Here is a 15,919-nt window from a genome sequence, read left to right as displayed (position 1 = left end):
ATGCCGGCGGGGAGCAGCTGAGGAGTATATCATGCGCATATCACCCATATTGACGGCCGCTCTTGTTGCCCTGCTCTTGTCCGGTTGCGTCAGCAAAATCGTAACCGCGCCGTTCAGGGCCGCCGGTACGGTTGTCGAGACCGCAGTGGATGCGACCACCCAGACCCAGTCCGAGAGGGAAGAGGATCTGGGGCGCAAGGCGCTGGCCGACCGGAAAAAGCAGCGCGACCTGTGCCTTGATGAAGCGCGCAACAAGCAGGAACGCCGCAATTGCAAGGACGCCTACAAGGACGACGATTGAGTCAGTCGGGTCCGCTCAGCAGTGGCGGCGCATATTTGCCGTCGACGGTTTCCATCGCGTCCATTTTCGCAATTTCCTCTTCGAACAGCTGCACCCGCTTTTTCCAGCGATAATGCGTCGAGGCGGAGAAGATGCCCTTGCCATGTTCCTTGCCGTAGCGGGTCCAGAACGTGATCGCGGCCTGCGGGTCATAGCCGGCATTGGCCATCAGCCAGACCGATAGCCGGTCCGCTTCAATCTCGGTTTCCCTGATCCGGCCGGCGCTCTTGCCCAACTGGCCCAAAAAGCCGCGATTGACCTGTTGCGCATCGAGCCGGTCGCGGTGTTTCAGCAGATTATGCGCCAGTTCATGGGCGACGACCGCGGCAAATTCGTCATCGCTCAGAAAATATTCGGCGAGACGCGAGGAAACGCTGACCAGCTTGCCATCCGCCGTAGCGCTGCGGTCGGCGCTGACCCGGACCTGAAATTGTCCTGGACAGGTCTGGACCGGCGTGAGCGCTACAGTCCTGTTGACACCGCCTTCCGCTATGGTCAGCTCAATCGCGCCCGTAGCGAGCTGCTGGCGCAACATCCGGTTGATCGTATCGATCCGTCGATAGGCCGGCGGCTGGAGCGATGATTGCGATTCATCGGCCACAATGTCCTCGATTGCGATATCGTTGATTGCCAGCAGGCTGTTGCCCGGTGACAATTCCGCCCTTGCAGCGGGACTGTCCGGTGCCACCGCGGTGATTCCGATCGAGCCGTCAAATCCGAGCGCGAAACGGGCGGTATCCTGATCGGCATATTGGGCAACATCATTGAGCAGCAAGCCGCTGCTAGCGGTTTGCTCATCGCAATAAGCCGCATTGGCACTGATCAGGCGAAAGCCGATGGTATTCATCCGCTGGTCCAGCAGTTGCAGGCCCTTGAGCGCCAGAATTGTCTCGGCATCGATCCCGTTATCCGCTGCTTCCTGCGCGGACAAGGGGGCGGCGATGCTCAGGGCGAAGAGGGGAAGCCAGATCCGGATCATCATAACTATCTAACCGGTTGTGCCTTGCGGCAGGTTGAATGCGCTTGGCATGGCGTTTCTCCAGGTCTTTCGGACGGCGGCCATCGTAGCGTTGTCTGCGACCAGCGTTTTATCGGGTCCGCGACGAGACGAGGCAAGATGGATTCAATCAGCATTTATTATCGGGCCGGTCTTCCTGATGAACTTTACAAACTTTACACTGTTAAGAAAAAATCATCTTCTCTTCGAATTTTGCCAATCCGGTCGCAGCCGGACAGGCCGGATATCTGGCGGGAAGTGGTCGGGTGTCACTGGGGCGGATCAGTATCTTTCTGGTCATTACGCGAGGCTACTAAATCCTGGCGGTGTAGGACAGCAAAACTGTCGATTCCTCCGTCAGCGCAAATTGTCCTTCAGAAAGTCCACCAGCGCATCCACCCGGGCCGGTCGCAGGCGGGACGGGGGCATGACGATATTGAGGGCGATATCGCCGATGCGGCATCCCGGAAGAATATTGATCAGGTCACCCGCGTCCAGCGCCTTCTGGCAGAGAAAATCGGGCAGATAGCCAATTCCGCGTCCGGCAACCAGCGCCGGTAGCATGACGTCGCCATTGTTACTGCGGAACCGGCATTTGGGCCGCACATTGGTTATATGGCCATCAGGGCCGGTTACCGGCCATTGTTCGGGGCTCGGCGTGTTGGAATAAATGAAGCAATCATGGTCGTTCAGGTCAGCCGGAGTTGCCGGCTGGCCCTTGCGCTCGACATAGCTCGGGGCGGCGATGAAATAGCCGTTCATCCTGCGCAGCTTGATCGCTCTCAGGCTGCTGTCGGGCAGCGCGCCGATCCGGATCGCGCAGTCAAAGCCTTCCTCGACCAGATCAACCCGCGCGTCATTGAGCTGCAGGTCGACGGTGATTTCCGGATAGGCGCACATGAAGTCGGCGATCACCGGTGCGAGATGCGAAAGACCGTAGCTGAGCGGGGCAGCCAGACGCACCTGCCCCTGTAACAGATGCGTTGTATCGCGCGCGGCCTCCATCGCTGCTTCACCGTCCATAGCGATCTGCCGCGCATGCGGGAGTAGCGCCTTGCCTGCGGTGGAAAGCGAAATCCTGCGCGAGGTGCGGTGGAACAGCACCGTGCCGAGCGACTCTTCCAGCCGCGATATGGCCTTCGAGATCGTCGGTTTGGACAATGCCAGTTCCTGCGCGGCAGCGGTAAAGCTGCCCAGCCGCGCAACCGCTGCAAAAATCGCCCAGGCTTCGTAATCGGGTAATGCCATGGCGTTACATTAAGCAAAAAATGGAAACAATCAAATTCAATTTCGGCTATTTCAGAAACACTGGGATCGGCCTATCTCTTTCTCAAGCAGAGCGGAAACAAGGCCCGCTCGAACAGGAGAAATACAATGATGGAGAAACGAGAGTTCAAGGATCTGGCCCATGTAGACCATGATTGGCTGCAGGCCCGGCATCATTTTTCGTTCGGCAAATATTGGGATCCGGCCCGCATGGGCTTTGGCCCGATCCGGGTGTGGAATGATGACGAGATCAAGCCGAAGACCGGCTTTCCGGTGCACGGCCACAAGGATATGGAAATCATCACCTATGTCCGCGATGGAGCGATTACCCACCGCGACAATATGGGCAATGAAGGCCGTACCGAGGCCGGCGATGTCCAGGTGATGAGCGCCGGCACCGGCGTGATGCACAGCGAATATAATCTGGAAGACGAACAGACCCGCCTGTTCCAGATCTGGATCGAACCGCGCGCCGCGGGCGGTGCACCGCGCTGGGATGCGAAAGCCTTTCCAAGAGGCGACCGTTCCGGCCAGCTGGAAATCCTCGCCAGCGGTTTCGAGGAGGACATCAAGGGTGGTGCGCTAATGATAGGGGCGGATGCGCGCCTCTATGGCGCTACGCTCAGCGCAGGCACGACGATCGCGCATCGGATTGCCGATGGCGCCCATGTCTATCTGGTCGGCTCCACCGGCCGGATCCGGGTCAATGGCGAGCGTGTCGGTCCGCGCGATTCCCTGGCGATCCGGGACGTCGCATCGCTACAGATCGAAGCGATTGACGCGACCGAATTCGTCTTTGTCGAAGCGTGGGAGCCCCAAGATTAACTCCCCGCCCCCGGAGGGGCGCTCGTTATCCCCTGACTCCCGGAGCGTCCCTCCCATTCGGTCTCAACTTCAAGCAAAAGGTACCAATATCATGACCCAGTCCAGCAATATCCTTCGTGTTGACGCCAGCGCGCGTAAAGCCGGCTCAACCTCCCGCGCTCTGACCGATGCGCTGATCGCACGGCTGGCGCCGGACCATATCGTCACCCGCGATCTGACCGAGGCCTTGCCCTTCGTGACCGAGGACTGGGTCGGTGCGAATTTCACCGATGAAAGCGAACGTAACGATGCACAGAAGGCGGAACTGGCCTTGTCGGACTCGCTGGTCGATGAACTGGTCGCTGCGGACACGTTGGTGATCGGCACGCCAATATACAATTTTGCCGTGCCGGCGGCTCTCAAGGCATGGATCGATCTGATCGCCCGCGCCCGAAAGACCTTCCACTATACCGCCAAGGGGCCGGAAGGGCTGCTGACGGGCAAGAAAGCCTATGTGCTGATTGCATCGGGAGGGACCGAAGTGGGCAGCGAGATTGATTTCGCGTCCGGCTATCTGCGCCATATACTGGCCTTTGTCGGAATCACCGACCTGACAGTCATCGCGGCGGACCGGCAGATGATGAGGGGCGAAGCGGCGCTCGACCAGGCGCTCGAGAAAGTGACATCGGCCTGATCCGCCTGGGCATCGCCAAACAGACCGTCCGCCGGTAAGGCGCTGGCGGACGGGAAGATAAAAACCGAAGATTCTTGATAAGTATGGCCGCTTTGTGCCACCCCGTTTGCGGGTCGCGCCAATAAATGTGGAGAATCCATGCAATTTCTAAACAGAGCGGTGGCAATGGGCCTGACCGTTGCCGCGCTGGGAGCGACTTCCCTGACCTTCACTGAAACAGCGCTTGCCCAGCGGCAACAGCAGGGTGTGAACGGATATAATGTCTCGGAAGTGCGCTTCAATGGCGGGCATTTTCGGAATACGGGGAGAGGGAAATGGACTGAATATGGTGCCGACGGACGGGTAAAATTTACCTTTAACGAAACCGGTCGGGATGACTGGTCGGTCTATCTGAACGATCCTTCGCGCAATGTGCAATTGCAGATCGACATTCACCGCAACTGGATCCTTCTGGGCGACAATGGCGGTCCGAAGCGCGACTTTTATCGAATCGCCAGCGCCTATCGCAATGATGGTCGCGTGCGTTCGCCGTCTCCGGCACCGCGCGCCGAGACCAACGGTCGCAATGTCAAACAGGTGTTCTTCTCTGGCGGCAGCTTCAGGCAGACCGGGCCGGGCCGCTGGGCCGAATTTAACGACCGGGGGCAGGCCACGTTCCGGTTCACAGAAACCGGGCGTGATCAGTGGTCGGTCTATCTGAATGATTCTTCACGCAATGTGCAATTGCAGCTCGACCTCTATCGCAAATGGGTCGGCTATGGCCAGAACGGCGGATCAAAGTCCGATCTGTATCAAATTACATCGAGTTCGCGGCAGGCGACCGTGTCCCGTCCGGCGCCGCGGCGAGCTCCTGCTCCGGCCAGTCGTACCCGCGACGTAAATGCCGGTCCGATCTGGAACCAGCAGGATGCGCGCAGAAAATGTCCGGCGGTCGCCGCTTCACAGGGTGGTGAGTGGACCGGCCAGTGGCGGACCACGGTGCAGGGCAAAATGTCGGTCTGCGAGATACGCTTCTAGTTTTTACGGCAGCCCTTGTGGCTCTGGCATGAAAAAAGGCCCCGCGGGATTATCTCCGGCGGGGCCTTTTTCAATATGGCTCCTGACGCGGAAGACTATTGGTCTTCGTCGGTCTGGGCCGCTTCAGTGTCGCTTTCCTCGATGCCTTCACCCATGGTTTTGGCCATGTGGGAATCGCCGGTTGCGGCTTCATCGCCTTGCGCCAGTTCGGCTTCGCGCTGTTCTTCCGCACTGTCCGCAGCGATCAGGTTTTCCTCGACCGGCGTTTCACCGAAAACATCCTCGGCCGTAGGCTCGGCTTCGGCAGCAGAAGCCGCGGCGCTGGCCACTTCTTCCGCCTTCAGATCGGCTGCAGCCTGCATCGCGTCGAGCATCTTCTGCTGTTGCGCCCGGAGCGCCGCATCACGGCTGGTGGCCGCAATCCGCGCGCGGTTCATGCCCGCACCGGTACCGGCCGGGATCAAGCGACCAACGATCACGTTCTCCTTGAGACCGATCAGCTGATCCTTCTTGCCTTCGACCGCCGCCTGGGTGAGCACCCGGGTGGTTTCCTGGAAGGACGCGGCAGAGATGAAGCTGCGCGTCTGCAGGCTGGCCTTGGTGATGCCGAGAAGAACCGGCTTGCCTTCGGCAGGAATCTGCTTCTTGGTCAGCTTGGCGTTATACTCGAGCATCTCTTCCAGATCGACCTGTTCGCCCGGCAGCAAGGTGGTGTCGCCACCATTGGTGATTTCAACTTTCTGCAGCATCTGACGAACGATCGTCTCGATGTGCTTGTCGTTGATCTTCACGCCCTGCAGTCGGTAAACTTCCTGGATTTCCGACACGAGATATTCGGCCAGAGCCTCAACCCCGAGGACTTCCAGAATGTCATGCGGATCGGGAGAACCGGAAACGAGGTTGTCGCCCTTCTTGACCAGATCGCCTTCCTGAACGTCGATGACCTTGGTCTTTGGTACCAGATATTCGACCGGCTCGCCTTCTTCCGGCACAATCGCGATCTTCCGTTTCGCTTTATAATCGCGAACGAATTCAATCCGTCCGTCGATCTTGGCGATGATCGAATTGTCCTTCGGAATGCGCGCTTCGAACAGTTCGGCAACCCGTGGCAGACCACCCGTGATGTCACGGGTCTTCGCCGCTTCGCGAGAGACACGGGCGAGCACGTCACCGGCAGCAACCTTGGCACCGTCTTCGACGGACAGGGTTGCACCGTTGGCGAGCATGTAGCGACCGGTTTCGCCGCTGTTCTCGTCCAGCAGGGTCAGGCGCGGACGGAGATCTTCCTTGTTCGCGCCGCGACCGGAAGCCCGATATTCGGTGATCACGCGTTGCGCGATACCAGTGGCTTCGTCGGTCTGCTCGGTCATCGTCTTGCCTTCGATGACGTCCTGGAACTTGATCACACCGGGTTTTTCGGTGATCATCGGCATGGTGAACGGATCCCATTCGGCCAGGCGATCGCCCAGTTTCACCTTCTGGCCGTCCTTGACCAGCACGCTAGTACCATATGGCAGCTTGTCGGCGGACCGTTCGCGACCGTCATTGTCGATCACCGCGATTTCACCCGAGCGGGCAAGCGACAGGAAGCGTCCGTTCTTGTCCTCGATCACCGGCATGTCGCGATACTGGACCGTACCTTCGGCTACGGCTTCCAGATTGGACTGCTCGTTGAGCTGTGCCGCGCCGCCGATGTGGAAGGTCCGCATCGTCAGCTGGGTGCCCGGCTCACCGATCGACTGGGCGGCGATAACGCCAACCGCTTCACCGATGTTCACCGGAGTACCGCGAGCAAGGTCACGACCGTAGCAGGTGCCACAAACGCCCATTTTGGATTCGCAAACCAGCGGCGAGCGAATGCGCGCGGACTGGATGCCGAGCTCCTCGATCACCAGGATGGCAGCTTCGTCCAGCAAGGTACCGGCCTTGATCACGACGCTGTCGTCTTTGCTGTCGATAATATCTTCGGCCATGGTCCGGCCAAGGATACGTTCTCCCAGCGATGCGATAACCGAACCGCCCTGGACGATGGCTTTCATTTCCAGTGCATTTTCGGTGCCGCAATCTTCTTCGACGATCGTGCAATCCTGCGAAACATCGACCAGACGACGGGTCAGATAACCCGAGTTTGCCGTTTTCAACGCCGTATCCGCAAGACCCTTACGGGCACCGTGGGTGGAGTTGAAATATTCCAGAACCGTCAGGCCTTCTTTAAAGTTCGAGATGATCGGTGTTTCGATAATCTCGCCGGAAGGCTTGGCCATCAGGCCGCGCATGCCGCCCAGCTGCTTCATCTGGGCTGGCGAACCACGCGCGCCGGAGTGGCTCATCATGTAGATCGCGTTGATCTCGCGCTCGCGGCCATGTTCATCCTCTGGCGTCGCGGCCAGCTCGTCCATCATCGCGTTCGCAACCGTGTCACCACAGCGGGACCAGGCGTCGATCACTTTGTTATATTTTTCCTGCTGCGTGATCAGACCATCCTGATATTGCTGCTCATAGTCCGCAACCAGGGCGCGGGTTTCTTCAACCGTGGCATCCTTGGAATCCGGAATGATCATGTCATCCTTGCCGAAGGAAATACCGGCACGGCAAGCGTGACGGAAGCCAAGACCCATGATCGCATCGGCGAACAGGACCGTGTCCTTCTGGCCGGTGTGACGATAGACTTGGTCAATCACGTCGCCGACTTCTTTCTTGGTCAGCAAACGGTTGACGATGTCGAACGGCACCAGGTGCGATTTCGGCAGACATTCGGCGATCAGCAGACGGCCCGGCGTGGTTTCGAACCGCTTGAGAATGGGGTTGCCATCCTCATCGGTCTGCGGAACCCGGGTGGTGATCTTGGAGTGCAAGGTTACGGCACCGATTTCGAGCGCTTGATGCACTTCGGCCATGTCGGCCAGCATCATGCCTTCGCCCGGTTCGCCTTTGCGATCCATTGTCAGATAATAGATGCCGAGAACCATATCCTGCGAAGGAACGATGATCGGCTTGCCGTTTGCGGGAGAGAGGATGTTGTTGGTCGACATCATCAATACGCGCGCTTCCAGCTGGGCCTCGAGGCTCAGCGGAACGTGGACCGCCATCTGGTCACCGTCAAAGTCGGCGTTGAACGCGGAGCAGACCAGCGGGTGAAGCTGGATGGCCTTGCCCTCGATCAATACCGGTTCGAATGCCTGGATGCCGAGACGGTGAAGCGTCGGTGCGCGGTTGAGCATCACCGGATGTTCGCGGATCACTTCCTCGAGAATGTCCCAGACTTCCTTGCGCTCTTTTTCGACCCATTTCTTGGCCTGTTTGAGCGTCATCGAAAGGCCCTTGGCATCAAGGCGCGCGTAGATAAACGGCTTGAACAGCTCGAGAGCCATTTTCTTCGGCAAACCGCACTGATGCAATTTCAGCTCGGGACCGGTCACGATAACCGAACGACCGGAATAGTCGACGCGCTTACCGAGAAGGTTCTGGCGGAAACGGCCCTGCTTGCCCTTGAGCATGTCGGACAGCGATTTCAGCGGACGTTTGTTCGCACCGGTGATGGTCCGGCCACGACGGCCATTGTCAAACAATGCGTCGACCGATTCCTGAAGCATGCGCTTCTCGTTACGGACGATGATATCCGGCGCGCGGAGTTCCATCAGGCGTTTCAGACGGTTGTTCCGGTTGATCACGCGGCGATAGAGATCGTTGAGATCGGAGGTCGCGAAACGGCCACCATCGAGAGGCACCAGCGGACGCAACTCGGGCGGAATGACGGGAATGATTTCCAGAATCATCCATTCCGGCTTGTTGCCGGAGTCGATGAAGCTTTCGACCACTTTCAGGCGCTTGATGATCTTCTTGGGCTTCAGCGTCGACTTGGTCGTCCGCAGTTCCTCCATCAGATCGTCGCGTTCCTGCTTCAGGTCCAAGTCCTGCAGCATGATCTTGACCGCTTCCGCACCGATGCCGGCAGAGAAAGCGTCTTCGCCATATTCATCCTGTGCTTCGAGCAGTTCGTCTTCGGTCAGCAGCTGGAATTTTTCCAGCGCGGTCAAGCCGGGCTCGATCACCACATAGCTTTCGAAATAGAGCACACGCTCGAGCTGCTTGAGCTGCATGTCGAGCAGCAGGCCGATGCGCGATGGCAGCGATTTCAGGAACCAGATATGGGCAACCGGCGCAGCGAGGTCGATATGACCCATGCGCTCGCGGCGGACCTTGGTCACCGTGACTTCGACACCGCATTTTTCGCAAACGATGCCTTTGTATTTCATGCGCTTGTATTTACCGCACAGACATTCGTAATCCTTTACCGGACCGAAGATGCGCGCGCAGAACAAGCCATCGCGTTCCGGCTTGAAGGTCCGGTAGTTGATGGTTTCCGGCTTCTTGATTTCACCAAAGGACCAGCTGCGGATCCGCTCCGGCGAGGCGAGGCCGATCTGGATCTGGTCGAATGTTTCCGGCTTTGCGATCGGATTGGCAAAATTTGTTACTTGGTTCATGTCTTAATTCCTTTTGGGCTTACGCCCCAAATTTCAAATGCTGGGTGGCGTGAAACTAGCGCTTCACTCCGCCGCTATCGCAATGCCGTCGTCATCATCGTCGCCGTCTTCATCCTCGTCACCGAAGCTGGATAGCTGGACGTTGAGGCCGAGCGACCGCATTTCCTTGACCAGAACGTTGAAGCTTTCAGGAACACCGGCTTCGAATGTATCGTCGCCCTTGACGATTGCTTCGTAAACCTTGGTCCGGCCGATCACGTCATCCGACTTGACCGTCAGCATTTCCTGCAACGTGTAAGCCGCGCCATAAGCCTGCAGTGCCCAGACTTCCATTTCCCCGAAACGCTGTCCGCCAAATTGCGCTTTACCGCCAAGAGGCTGCTGCGTGACCAGGCTGTAAGGACCGATCGAACGAGCGTGGATCTTGTCGTCGACCAGATGGTGTAGCTTGAGCATGTAGATATAGCCCACGGTCACCTTGCGGTCGAACTTGTCACCGGTCCGGCCATCATAAAGATCGACCTGACCGCTGCGATCCAGACCTGCCAGTTCGAGCATGTCGGAAATGTCGCCTTCGTGGGCGCCGTCAAACACCGGCGTTCCCATCGGGACACCGTGACGCAGATGGCCCACCATTTCAACGATGTCGGCGGTTTCACGGCTGTCGATATCCTCGTAATATTGCTCACCGTAGATCACCTTCAGCCGTTCCTTGACCGCATCTGGCGGCGATGCTGCCTGCGGATCGGGGTTGGCGAGTTTCCATTCTTCCAGCGCTTCGGTGACCTGCTGGCCCAGACCACGTGCGGCCCAGCCCAGATGGGTTTCGAAAATCTGTCCGACGTTCATTCGCGAAGGCACGCCAAGCGGGTTGAGCACGATGTCAACCGGCGTACCATCCTCGAGGAACGGCATGTCTTCCTGCGGCAGTATGCGGGAGATAACCCCCTTGTTGCCGTGACGGCCGGCCATCTTGTCGCCTGGCTGCAGCTTGCGCTTCACCGCGACGAAGACCTTGACCATTTTCAGAACGCCCGGAGCCAGTTCGTCACCGCGTTCCAGCTTCTCGCGACGGTCCTCGAACCGTTCGTTGATCCGCTTGATCGCTTCGTCATATTGCTGACGGGTAGCTTCGAAATCGGCCTGAACCTGATCATCCTTGACGGCAATCTTCCACCAATCAACCTGTTCCAGTTCGGACAGGCTTTCCTCGGTGATCGTCGCACCCTTCTTCATTGGCTTCGGCGCGGATGTCGCGGTCTGGCCGATCAGCATGTCCTTCAGCGTGTTGAAGGTTGCACGGTTGAGAATGGCGCGTTCGTCGTCGCGATCCTTGGTAAAGCGACCGATTTCCTCGCGTTCGATCGCCAGCGCACGTTCGTCCTTGTCGATGCCGTGGCGGTTGAAGACACGGACTTCAACGACCGTTCCGGCGACGCCGGGTGGCAGGCGCAGGGAGGTGTCACGCACGTCAGACGCTTTTTCACCGAAGATAGCGCGCAGAAGCTTCTCTTCCGGCGTCATTGGCGACTCGCCCTTGGGCGTGATCTTGCCGACGAGAATATCGCCCGGTTCGATTTCCGCACCGATATAGACAATGCCTGCTTCGTCGAGGTTGCGCAGGGCTTCCTCGCCGACATTCGGAATGTCGCGGGTGATGTCTTCGGGGCCAAGCTTGGTATCGCGGGCCATGACTTCAAATTCTTCGATGTGGATCGAGGTGAAGACGTCGTCTTTCACGATCCGTTCGGAGATCAGGATACTATCCTCGTAGTTGTAGCCATTCCAGGGCATGAAGGCGACCAGGCTGTTCTTGCCGAGTGCCAGTTCGCCCATGTCGGTGGACGGACCGTCGGCGATCGTGTCGCCCTTCTGGACGATTTCGCCGACCTTCACCAGCGGACGCTGGTTGATGCAGGTGTTCTGGTTGGACCGCTGGAATTTCTGCAGCGTGTAGATGTCGACACCGGACTTGCCGGCTTCGACCGCACCCGATGCGCGGATGACGATACGGGTGGCGTCCACCTGATCGACGATGCCGGCGCGGCGGGCCGCGATGGCTGCGCCGGAGTCGCGAGCCACGGTTTCTTCCATGCCGGTGCCGACAAACGGTGCTTCGGCTTTCACCAGAGGCACAGCCTGACGTTGCATGTTCGATCCCATGAGCGCGCGGTTGGCGTCATCGTTTTCCAGGAACGGAATGAGCGATGCAGCGACCGAAACCAGCTGTTTCGGGCTAACGTCCATGAGCGTGATGATATCGCGCGGCGCCATCAGGAATTCGCCAGCCTGACGCGAGGAAACGATTTCCTCGACGAAGCTGCCGTCTTCATTCAGCTCGGCGTTGGCCTGCGCCACGGTGTGCTTCTGTTCTTCCATGGCAGAAAGATAGACAACGTCGTTGGTGACCTTGTTGTCCACGACTTTCCGGTATGGCGTTTCGATGAAGCCGTACTGGTTAACGCGGCTGAACGATGCCAGCGAGTTGATCAGGCCGATGTTCGGGCCTTCCGGCGTTTCAATCGGGCAGATACGGCCATAATGGGTCGGGTGAACGTCGCGGACTTCAAAGCCGGCCCGTTCGCGGGTCAGACCACCGGGGCCCAAGGCTGATACGCGGCGTTTATGGGTGACTTCCGAAAGCGGATTGGTCTGATCCATGAACTGCGACAGCTGCGAGGAGCCGAAAAATTCGCGAACCGTTGCAACCGCAGGTTTCGCATTGATCAGATCGTTCGGCATCACGGTGGATACATCGACGCTGCTCATCCGCTCCTTGACGGCGCGCTCCATGCGGAGGAGGCCGACGCGATACTGGTTTTCCAGCAGCTCGCCAACCGAACGGACACGACGGTTGCCGAGGTTGTCGATGTCATCGACTTCGCCCTTGCCGTCTTTCAGATCGACCAGGGTTTTGACAACCGCGAGAATGTCTTCCTTGCGCAGGATGGTGTAATCCGCCGGCGCATCCAGTTCGAGACGCATGTTGAGTTTGACACGGCCCACAGCGGACAGGTCATAGCGTTCCGGATCGAAGAACAGACCTTCGAACAGGGCTTCAGCGGTTTCGCGCGTTGGCGGTTCGCCCGGACGCATGACGCGGTAGATGTCGGACAGGGCGCCGTCACGGTCTTCGGCCTTGTCGACCTTCAGCGTGTTGCGGATCCACGGACCGGTTGTGACATGGTCGATATCGAGCAGTTCGAGCGCGTCGATGCCGGCATTGTCGATCTTCTCGAGATTTTCCGCCGTCACTTCGTCGCCGGCCTCGATGTAGATTTCGCCGGTTTTCTCGTTAATCAGGTCGAAGGCACTGTAGCGTCCGAAAATTTCTTCGGTCGGGATGACAATGTTTGTCATGCCGTCGGATTCGGCTTTCTTGGCAGCGCGCGGGGTGATCTTCGTACCCGCTTCGAAAACGACTTCGCCGCTTTGCGCGTCAACGATATCGAAGGTCGGCTTGATGCCGCGCCACTGTTCGGTGACGAAAGGAATGGTCCAACCGTCTTTCGCGCGCTTGTAAACGATCCGGTCGTAGAACAGGTTCAGGATATCTTCTTCCGAATAGCCCTGTTTGACGATCTTGACGATTTCGGCGCTCTTCGTGCGGCCTTCGTCTTCGATCTTGCCGCCGTTAAATTCGATCGCGCCCATCGGTTCGCGGATGGTGATCAGATTGCCGTCAATTTCCAGAATTTCGGCTGGCTGTTTCATGCCGCTGACACGAACCATTTCACCGACCTTGAAATCAGGCTTCTTCTCTTTGACTTCCAGAATCGCGTCACCCAGCGAACGCAGCAATGCGGTCACCGGCAGCTTGCGCTTGCGGTCGATGCGGACGTTGACGATATCTTTGGCGTCAAATTCGAAGTCGAGCCAGCTGCCGCGGTATGGAATGACGCGGGCGGCGAAGAGGAATTTGCCCGACGAGTGGGTCTTGCCGCGGTCATGGTCAAACAATACGCCGGGCGAACGGTGCATCTGGCTGACGATAACGCGCTCTGTGCCGTTGATGACGAACGTGCCGTTCTTGGTCATCAGAGGCATGTCGCCCATGTAAACGTCCTGTTCCTTGATATCGAGAACCGAGCGTGCTTCTGTTTCAGGGTCGACCTCGAACACGATCAGGCGGAGGGTGACCTTCATCGGTGCGGCATAAGTAATGCCCCGCTGGCGGCATTCGTCGACATTATATTTGGGATCTTCGAGCTGATAGTTGACGAAGTCCATTTCGGCGGTGCCGGCAAAGTCGCGGATCGGGAAAACGCTGCGCAGCGTCTTTTCGAGACCGGAAACATATCCGATCGAGGGATCCGAACGCAGGAACTGCTCATATGATTCGCGCTGAACCTCGATAAGATTCGGCATTTCGATGACCTCGTGAATGTCGCCGAAAATCTTGCGGATGCGTTTCTTGCGGGTGGGGGTCGGAGCCGTCGTTTTGACCGAAGCTGCGTGGGTAGCCATATCGTTTTGCCTTCTCGCCATCGCCGGAAAACCGGCGGAAAATCAAAATGTGGAGGCGCTTCAAGACGACAAAAGCCGCATGTCTCCCAAGGTGGGAAACTGCAGCTTTTTAGCGTCCTGAAAACCGTGCAAATTTCATTTCTTCTGGCGCGCCGCGCGACTGCACGCCCTGTCTCGAAATCTGTGGTGAGCAGGGGATATAGGGCGATGTTGGAGCCGGGTCAAGAGGCGGGGTTGGGAGATATGGATGAGGTGGCCGGTTTGTCTCCATACCATTTTGTTGCCAGCACCCGGATAACCCAGAAGATCATGACAAGCAAAACGAGTGGTTCCGGAATGTCCAGAATGCCACTGTCACGAACGCTCTTGGGAAAGGGTGCTGCTCCCGGGCCGGTGAACAGAGATCCGTTTGCGATAAAATAGGCTAGGCACATCCGCCACAAATGGCGTGCGATAGGCTGCCTTCCGGTAATTTTCTTTCGGGCGATCATGACGATGTCGCCCATCGCGAGCAAAGTCGCCAATCCTGCGAAGAAAAAGTGCGGAGCGGCAGGCAGTCCGTCTGTTAATCCAGTCGGGCTGTTTTGCGCCTCGAACCCGGCCGCAATTGCGCCAATGACAACAAACAATATCAATGTGGACGCCAGATAGATCGAGATGAGACCTGCCAGGACCGAAATCGCCATGGGCAGGATCAAGGCTATATAGATGCCTGCCATCGCCATCGCCATCGCCAGCATCGAGACGAAGAATATATTGCCAGCCACCCGGTGCGGTCGCGATCCTTTTGCCGTGATCAGAGCCATCGCACCGGCGAATAGGCGATCGCACCCATGGTGACATGGACAAGCATGATGACCGACATTGTTTTCACCCTCGCCGCGAGTCTCGACAGGGAGGCTTTCTGGAGCAGGAGATATCGAAAAACAATAATAAGCTTGATGTTTATCAATAAATCTATATCGATAAGCGATAAGGAATGACAGCCGGATACTGGAGGGAAATATGACGCAGACAAAGAAACCGAATGACATCATACTCAAATCAACGCGTGGACTGTTGATTTTCGCCAAATGGATGCTGGTGCTTGGCGTTGGTGCGCTTGCAGCCGCGTTACCCGTTCTATTGTTTTCCTACCGGCAGCTGCTGGCGGAGATGGGTGAGATATTTGTCAGTCAACCTGCGCCTGAAACGGTCGGCCTGATTGGAATACTCATGTTCCTGGGAGCGGTCATCATGCTGCTCACGCTCTTCGCCATCAACCGCCTCAGAAAAATTGTAGATTCGGTCGGCGAGGGCAATCCCTTCACCCGGATAAATGGTACAAGGTTGCGCGGGATGGGCATTGCCGTGTTCGCGATTCAGCTAGTCACTTTCGTTGGCAGTCTCCTGGCAACCGGCTTGCTCACGATGCTTGGCGAGGTAAAGCCGGGACAGGATTTTCATCTCTCTATTGACGGCAGCATTTCGCTGTCGGGTATATTGCTGGTGCTGCTCCTGATTATTCTCGCTCGCGTCTTTGATAGCGGTGCCAAAATGCAGGAAGAGCTGGATGGCATAGTTTGATGGCAATTTCCGTAAAGCTCGACGATCTGCTCCACGACAATCGTATGACCCTGACCGAACTGGCTGAGCGGGTCGACATCACGCTTGCCAACCTGTCGATCCTGAAAACCGGTAAGGCAAAGGCAATGCGATTCACCACGCTGGAGGCAATTTGTCGGGAATTGAATTGTCAGCCGGGGGATTTGCTGGTTTTTGAAGATGCAGCAGATAGGCGAGCGGAATGATCGCCAATCCACCTGCCAGTAAGGACCGATATTCAGATCCGGGCCCGCATTACGGGC

At 57.7% G+C, this 15,919-nt stretch carries 11 protein-coding genes; 6 read left to right on the top strand and 5 right to left on the bottom strand.

Annotated elements, in window-relative coordinates:
- Nucleotides 1-31 precede the first annotated feature (31 nt).
- Entirely contained in the window at nucleotides 32-301 is a 270-nt protein-coding gene (locus BOSE62_RS10900) for a DUF6726 family protein (RefSeq protein ID WP_159645986.1), read from the top strand.
- A gap of 1 nt (nucleotide 302) precedes the next feature.
- On the opposite strand, the gene BOSE62_RS10895 is transcribed toward BOSE62_RS10900, so the two are convergent.
- Complete coding sequence (locus BOSE62_RS10895) at nucleotides 303-1,322, bottom strand: M48 family metallopeptidase (protein ID WP_159645983.1); 1,020 nt, start codon at nucleotides 1,320-1,322, stop codon at nucleotides 303-305.
- Between the two features lie 372 nt (nucleotides 1,323-1,694).
- Nucleotides 1,695-2,585, bottom strand: a complete 891-nt coding sequence (locus tag BOSE62_RS10890) for a LysR family transcriptional regulator (protein ID WP_159645980.1) — start codon at nucleotides 2,583-2,585, stop codon at nucleotides 1,695-1,697.
- Nucleotides 2,586-2,711: 126 nt separating this feature from the next.
- Between BOSE62_RS10890 and BOSE62_RS10885 the strand changes: the two genes are divergently transcribed.
- From BOSE62_RS10885 to BOSE62_RS10875, 3 genes are all read left to right on the top strand, one after another.
- On the top strand, nucleotides 2,712-3,428 hold the full coding sequence (locus tag BOSE62_RS10885; RefSeq protein WP_159645977.1) for a pirin family protein: 717 nt from the start codon (nucleotides 2,712-2,714) through the stop codon (nucleotides 3,426-3,428).
- 91 nt (nucleotides 3,429-3,519) lie between these two features.
- A complete protein-coding gene (locus BOSE62_RS10880; RefSeq protein WP_159645974.1) occupies nucleotides 3,520-4,101 on the top strand; it encodes an FMN-dependent NADH-azoreductase in 582 nt (193 codons plus the stop codon).
- Nucleotides 4,102-4,239: 138 nt separating this feature from the next.
- Nucleotides 4,240-5,118, top strand: a complete 879-nt coding sequence (locus tag BOSE62_RS10875; protein ID WP_201295661.1) for a mannan-binding lectin — start codon at nucleotides 4,240-4,242, stop codon at nucleotides 5,116-5,118.
- 95 nt (nucleotides 5,119-5,213) lie between these two features.
- Here the strand turns inward: BOSE62_RS10875 and rpoC are convergent, their stop codons facing one another.
- The 3 genes from rpoC to BOSE62_RS10860 form a co-directional block, all read right to left on the bottom strand.
- The gene (gene rpoC / locus BOSE62_RS10870) at nucleotides 5,214-9,605 is read right to left on the bottom strand and encodes a DNA-directed RNA polymerase subunit beta' (protein ID WP_159645971.1); all 4,392 of its coding nucleotides are present in this window, start codon (nucleotides 9,603-9,605) and stop codon (nucleotides 5,214-5,216) included.
- A gap of 63 nt (nucleotides 9,606-9,668) precedes the next feature.
- Nucleotides 9,669-14,072, bottom strand: coding sequence for a DNA-directed RNA polymerase subunit beta (rpoB, locus tag BOSE62_RS10865; RefSeq protein ID WP_159645968.1), 4,404 nt, complete (start codon nucleotides 14,070-14,072; stop codon nucleotides 9,669-9,671).
- A 221-nt stretch (nucleotides 14,073-14,293) separates the two neighbouring features.
- Nucleotides 14,294-15,145 carry a hypothetical protein gene (locus tag BOSE62_RS10860; RefSeq protein WP_159645965.1) on the bottom strand — a complete coding sequence of 284 codons (852 nt, stop codon included), beginning with the start codon at nucleotides 15,143-15,145 and terminating at the stop codon, nucleotides 14,294-14,296.
- Here BOSE62_RS10860 and BOSE62_RS10855 point away from each other — a divergent pair.
- Both BOSE62_RS10855 and BOSE62_RS10850 read left to right on the top strand, forming a co-directional pair.
- A complete protein-coding gene (locus tag BOSE62_RS10855; protein WP_159645962.1) occupies nucleotides 15,132-15,638 on the top strand; it encodes a DUF2975 domain-containing protein in 507 nt (168 codons plus the stop codon). The two genes, BOSE62_RS10860 and BOSE62_RS10855, sit on opposite strands and share 14 nt — an antisense overlap.
- Nucleotides 15,638-15,862, top strand: coding sequence for a helix-turn-helix domain-containing protein (locus tag BOSE62_RS10850; RefSeq protein ID WP_159645959.1), 225 nt, complete (start codon nucleotides 15,638-15,640; stop codon nucleotides 15,860-15,862). The genes BOSE62_RS10855 and BOSE62_RS10850 overlap by 1 nt, the downstream gene beginning before the upstream one ends.
- Nucleotides 15,863-15,919 lie beyond the last annotated feature (57 nt).

The sequence above is a fragment of the Sphingorhabdus sp. 109 genome (genome assembly GCF_902506555.1).
Lineage (GTDB): Bacteria > Pseudomonadota > Alphaproteobacteria > Sphingomonadales > Sphingomonadaceae > Parasphingorhabdus.
Note: the sequence above shows the minus strand (reverse complement) of the source record. Positions and strands in the feature narration are given on the sequence as shown.

Coding starts and splice junctions, on each gene's coding strand:
- BOSE62_RS10900 (WP_159645986.1), top strand. CDS start 32: ATGCGCATATCACCCATATTGACGGCCGCTCTTGTTGCCCTGCTCTTG.
- BOSE62_RS10895 (WP_159645983.1), bottom strand. CDS start 1,322: ATGATGATCCGGATCTGGCTTCCCCTCTTCGCCCTGAGCATCGCCGCC.
- BOSE62_RS10890 (WP_159645980.1), bottom strand. CDS start 2,585: ATGGCATTACCCGATTACGAAGCCTGGGCGATTTTTGCAGCGGTTGCG.
- BOSE62_RS10885 (WP_159645977.1), top strand. CDS start 2,712: ATGATGGAGAAACGAGAGTTCAAGGATCTGGCCCATGTAGACCATGAT.
- BOSE62_RS10880 (WP_159645974.1), top strand. CDS start 3,520: ATGACCCAGTCCAGCAATATCCTTCGTGTTGACGCCAGCGCGCGTAAA.
- BOSE62_RS10875 (WP_201295661.1), top strand. CDS start 4,240: ATGCAATTTCTAAACAGAGCGGTGGCAATGGGCCTGACCGTTGCCGCG.
- rpoC (WP_159645971.1), bottom strand. CDS start 9,605: ATGAACCAAGTAACAAATTTTGCCAATCCGATCGCAAAGCCGGAAACA.
- rpoB (WP_159645968.1), bottom strand. CDS start 14,072: ATGGCTACCCACGCAGCTTCGGTCAAAACGACGGCTCCGACCCCCACC.
- BOSE62_RS10850 (WP_159645959.1), top strand. CDS start 15,638: ATGGCAATTTCCGTAAAGCTCGACGATCTGCTCCACGACAATCGTATG.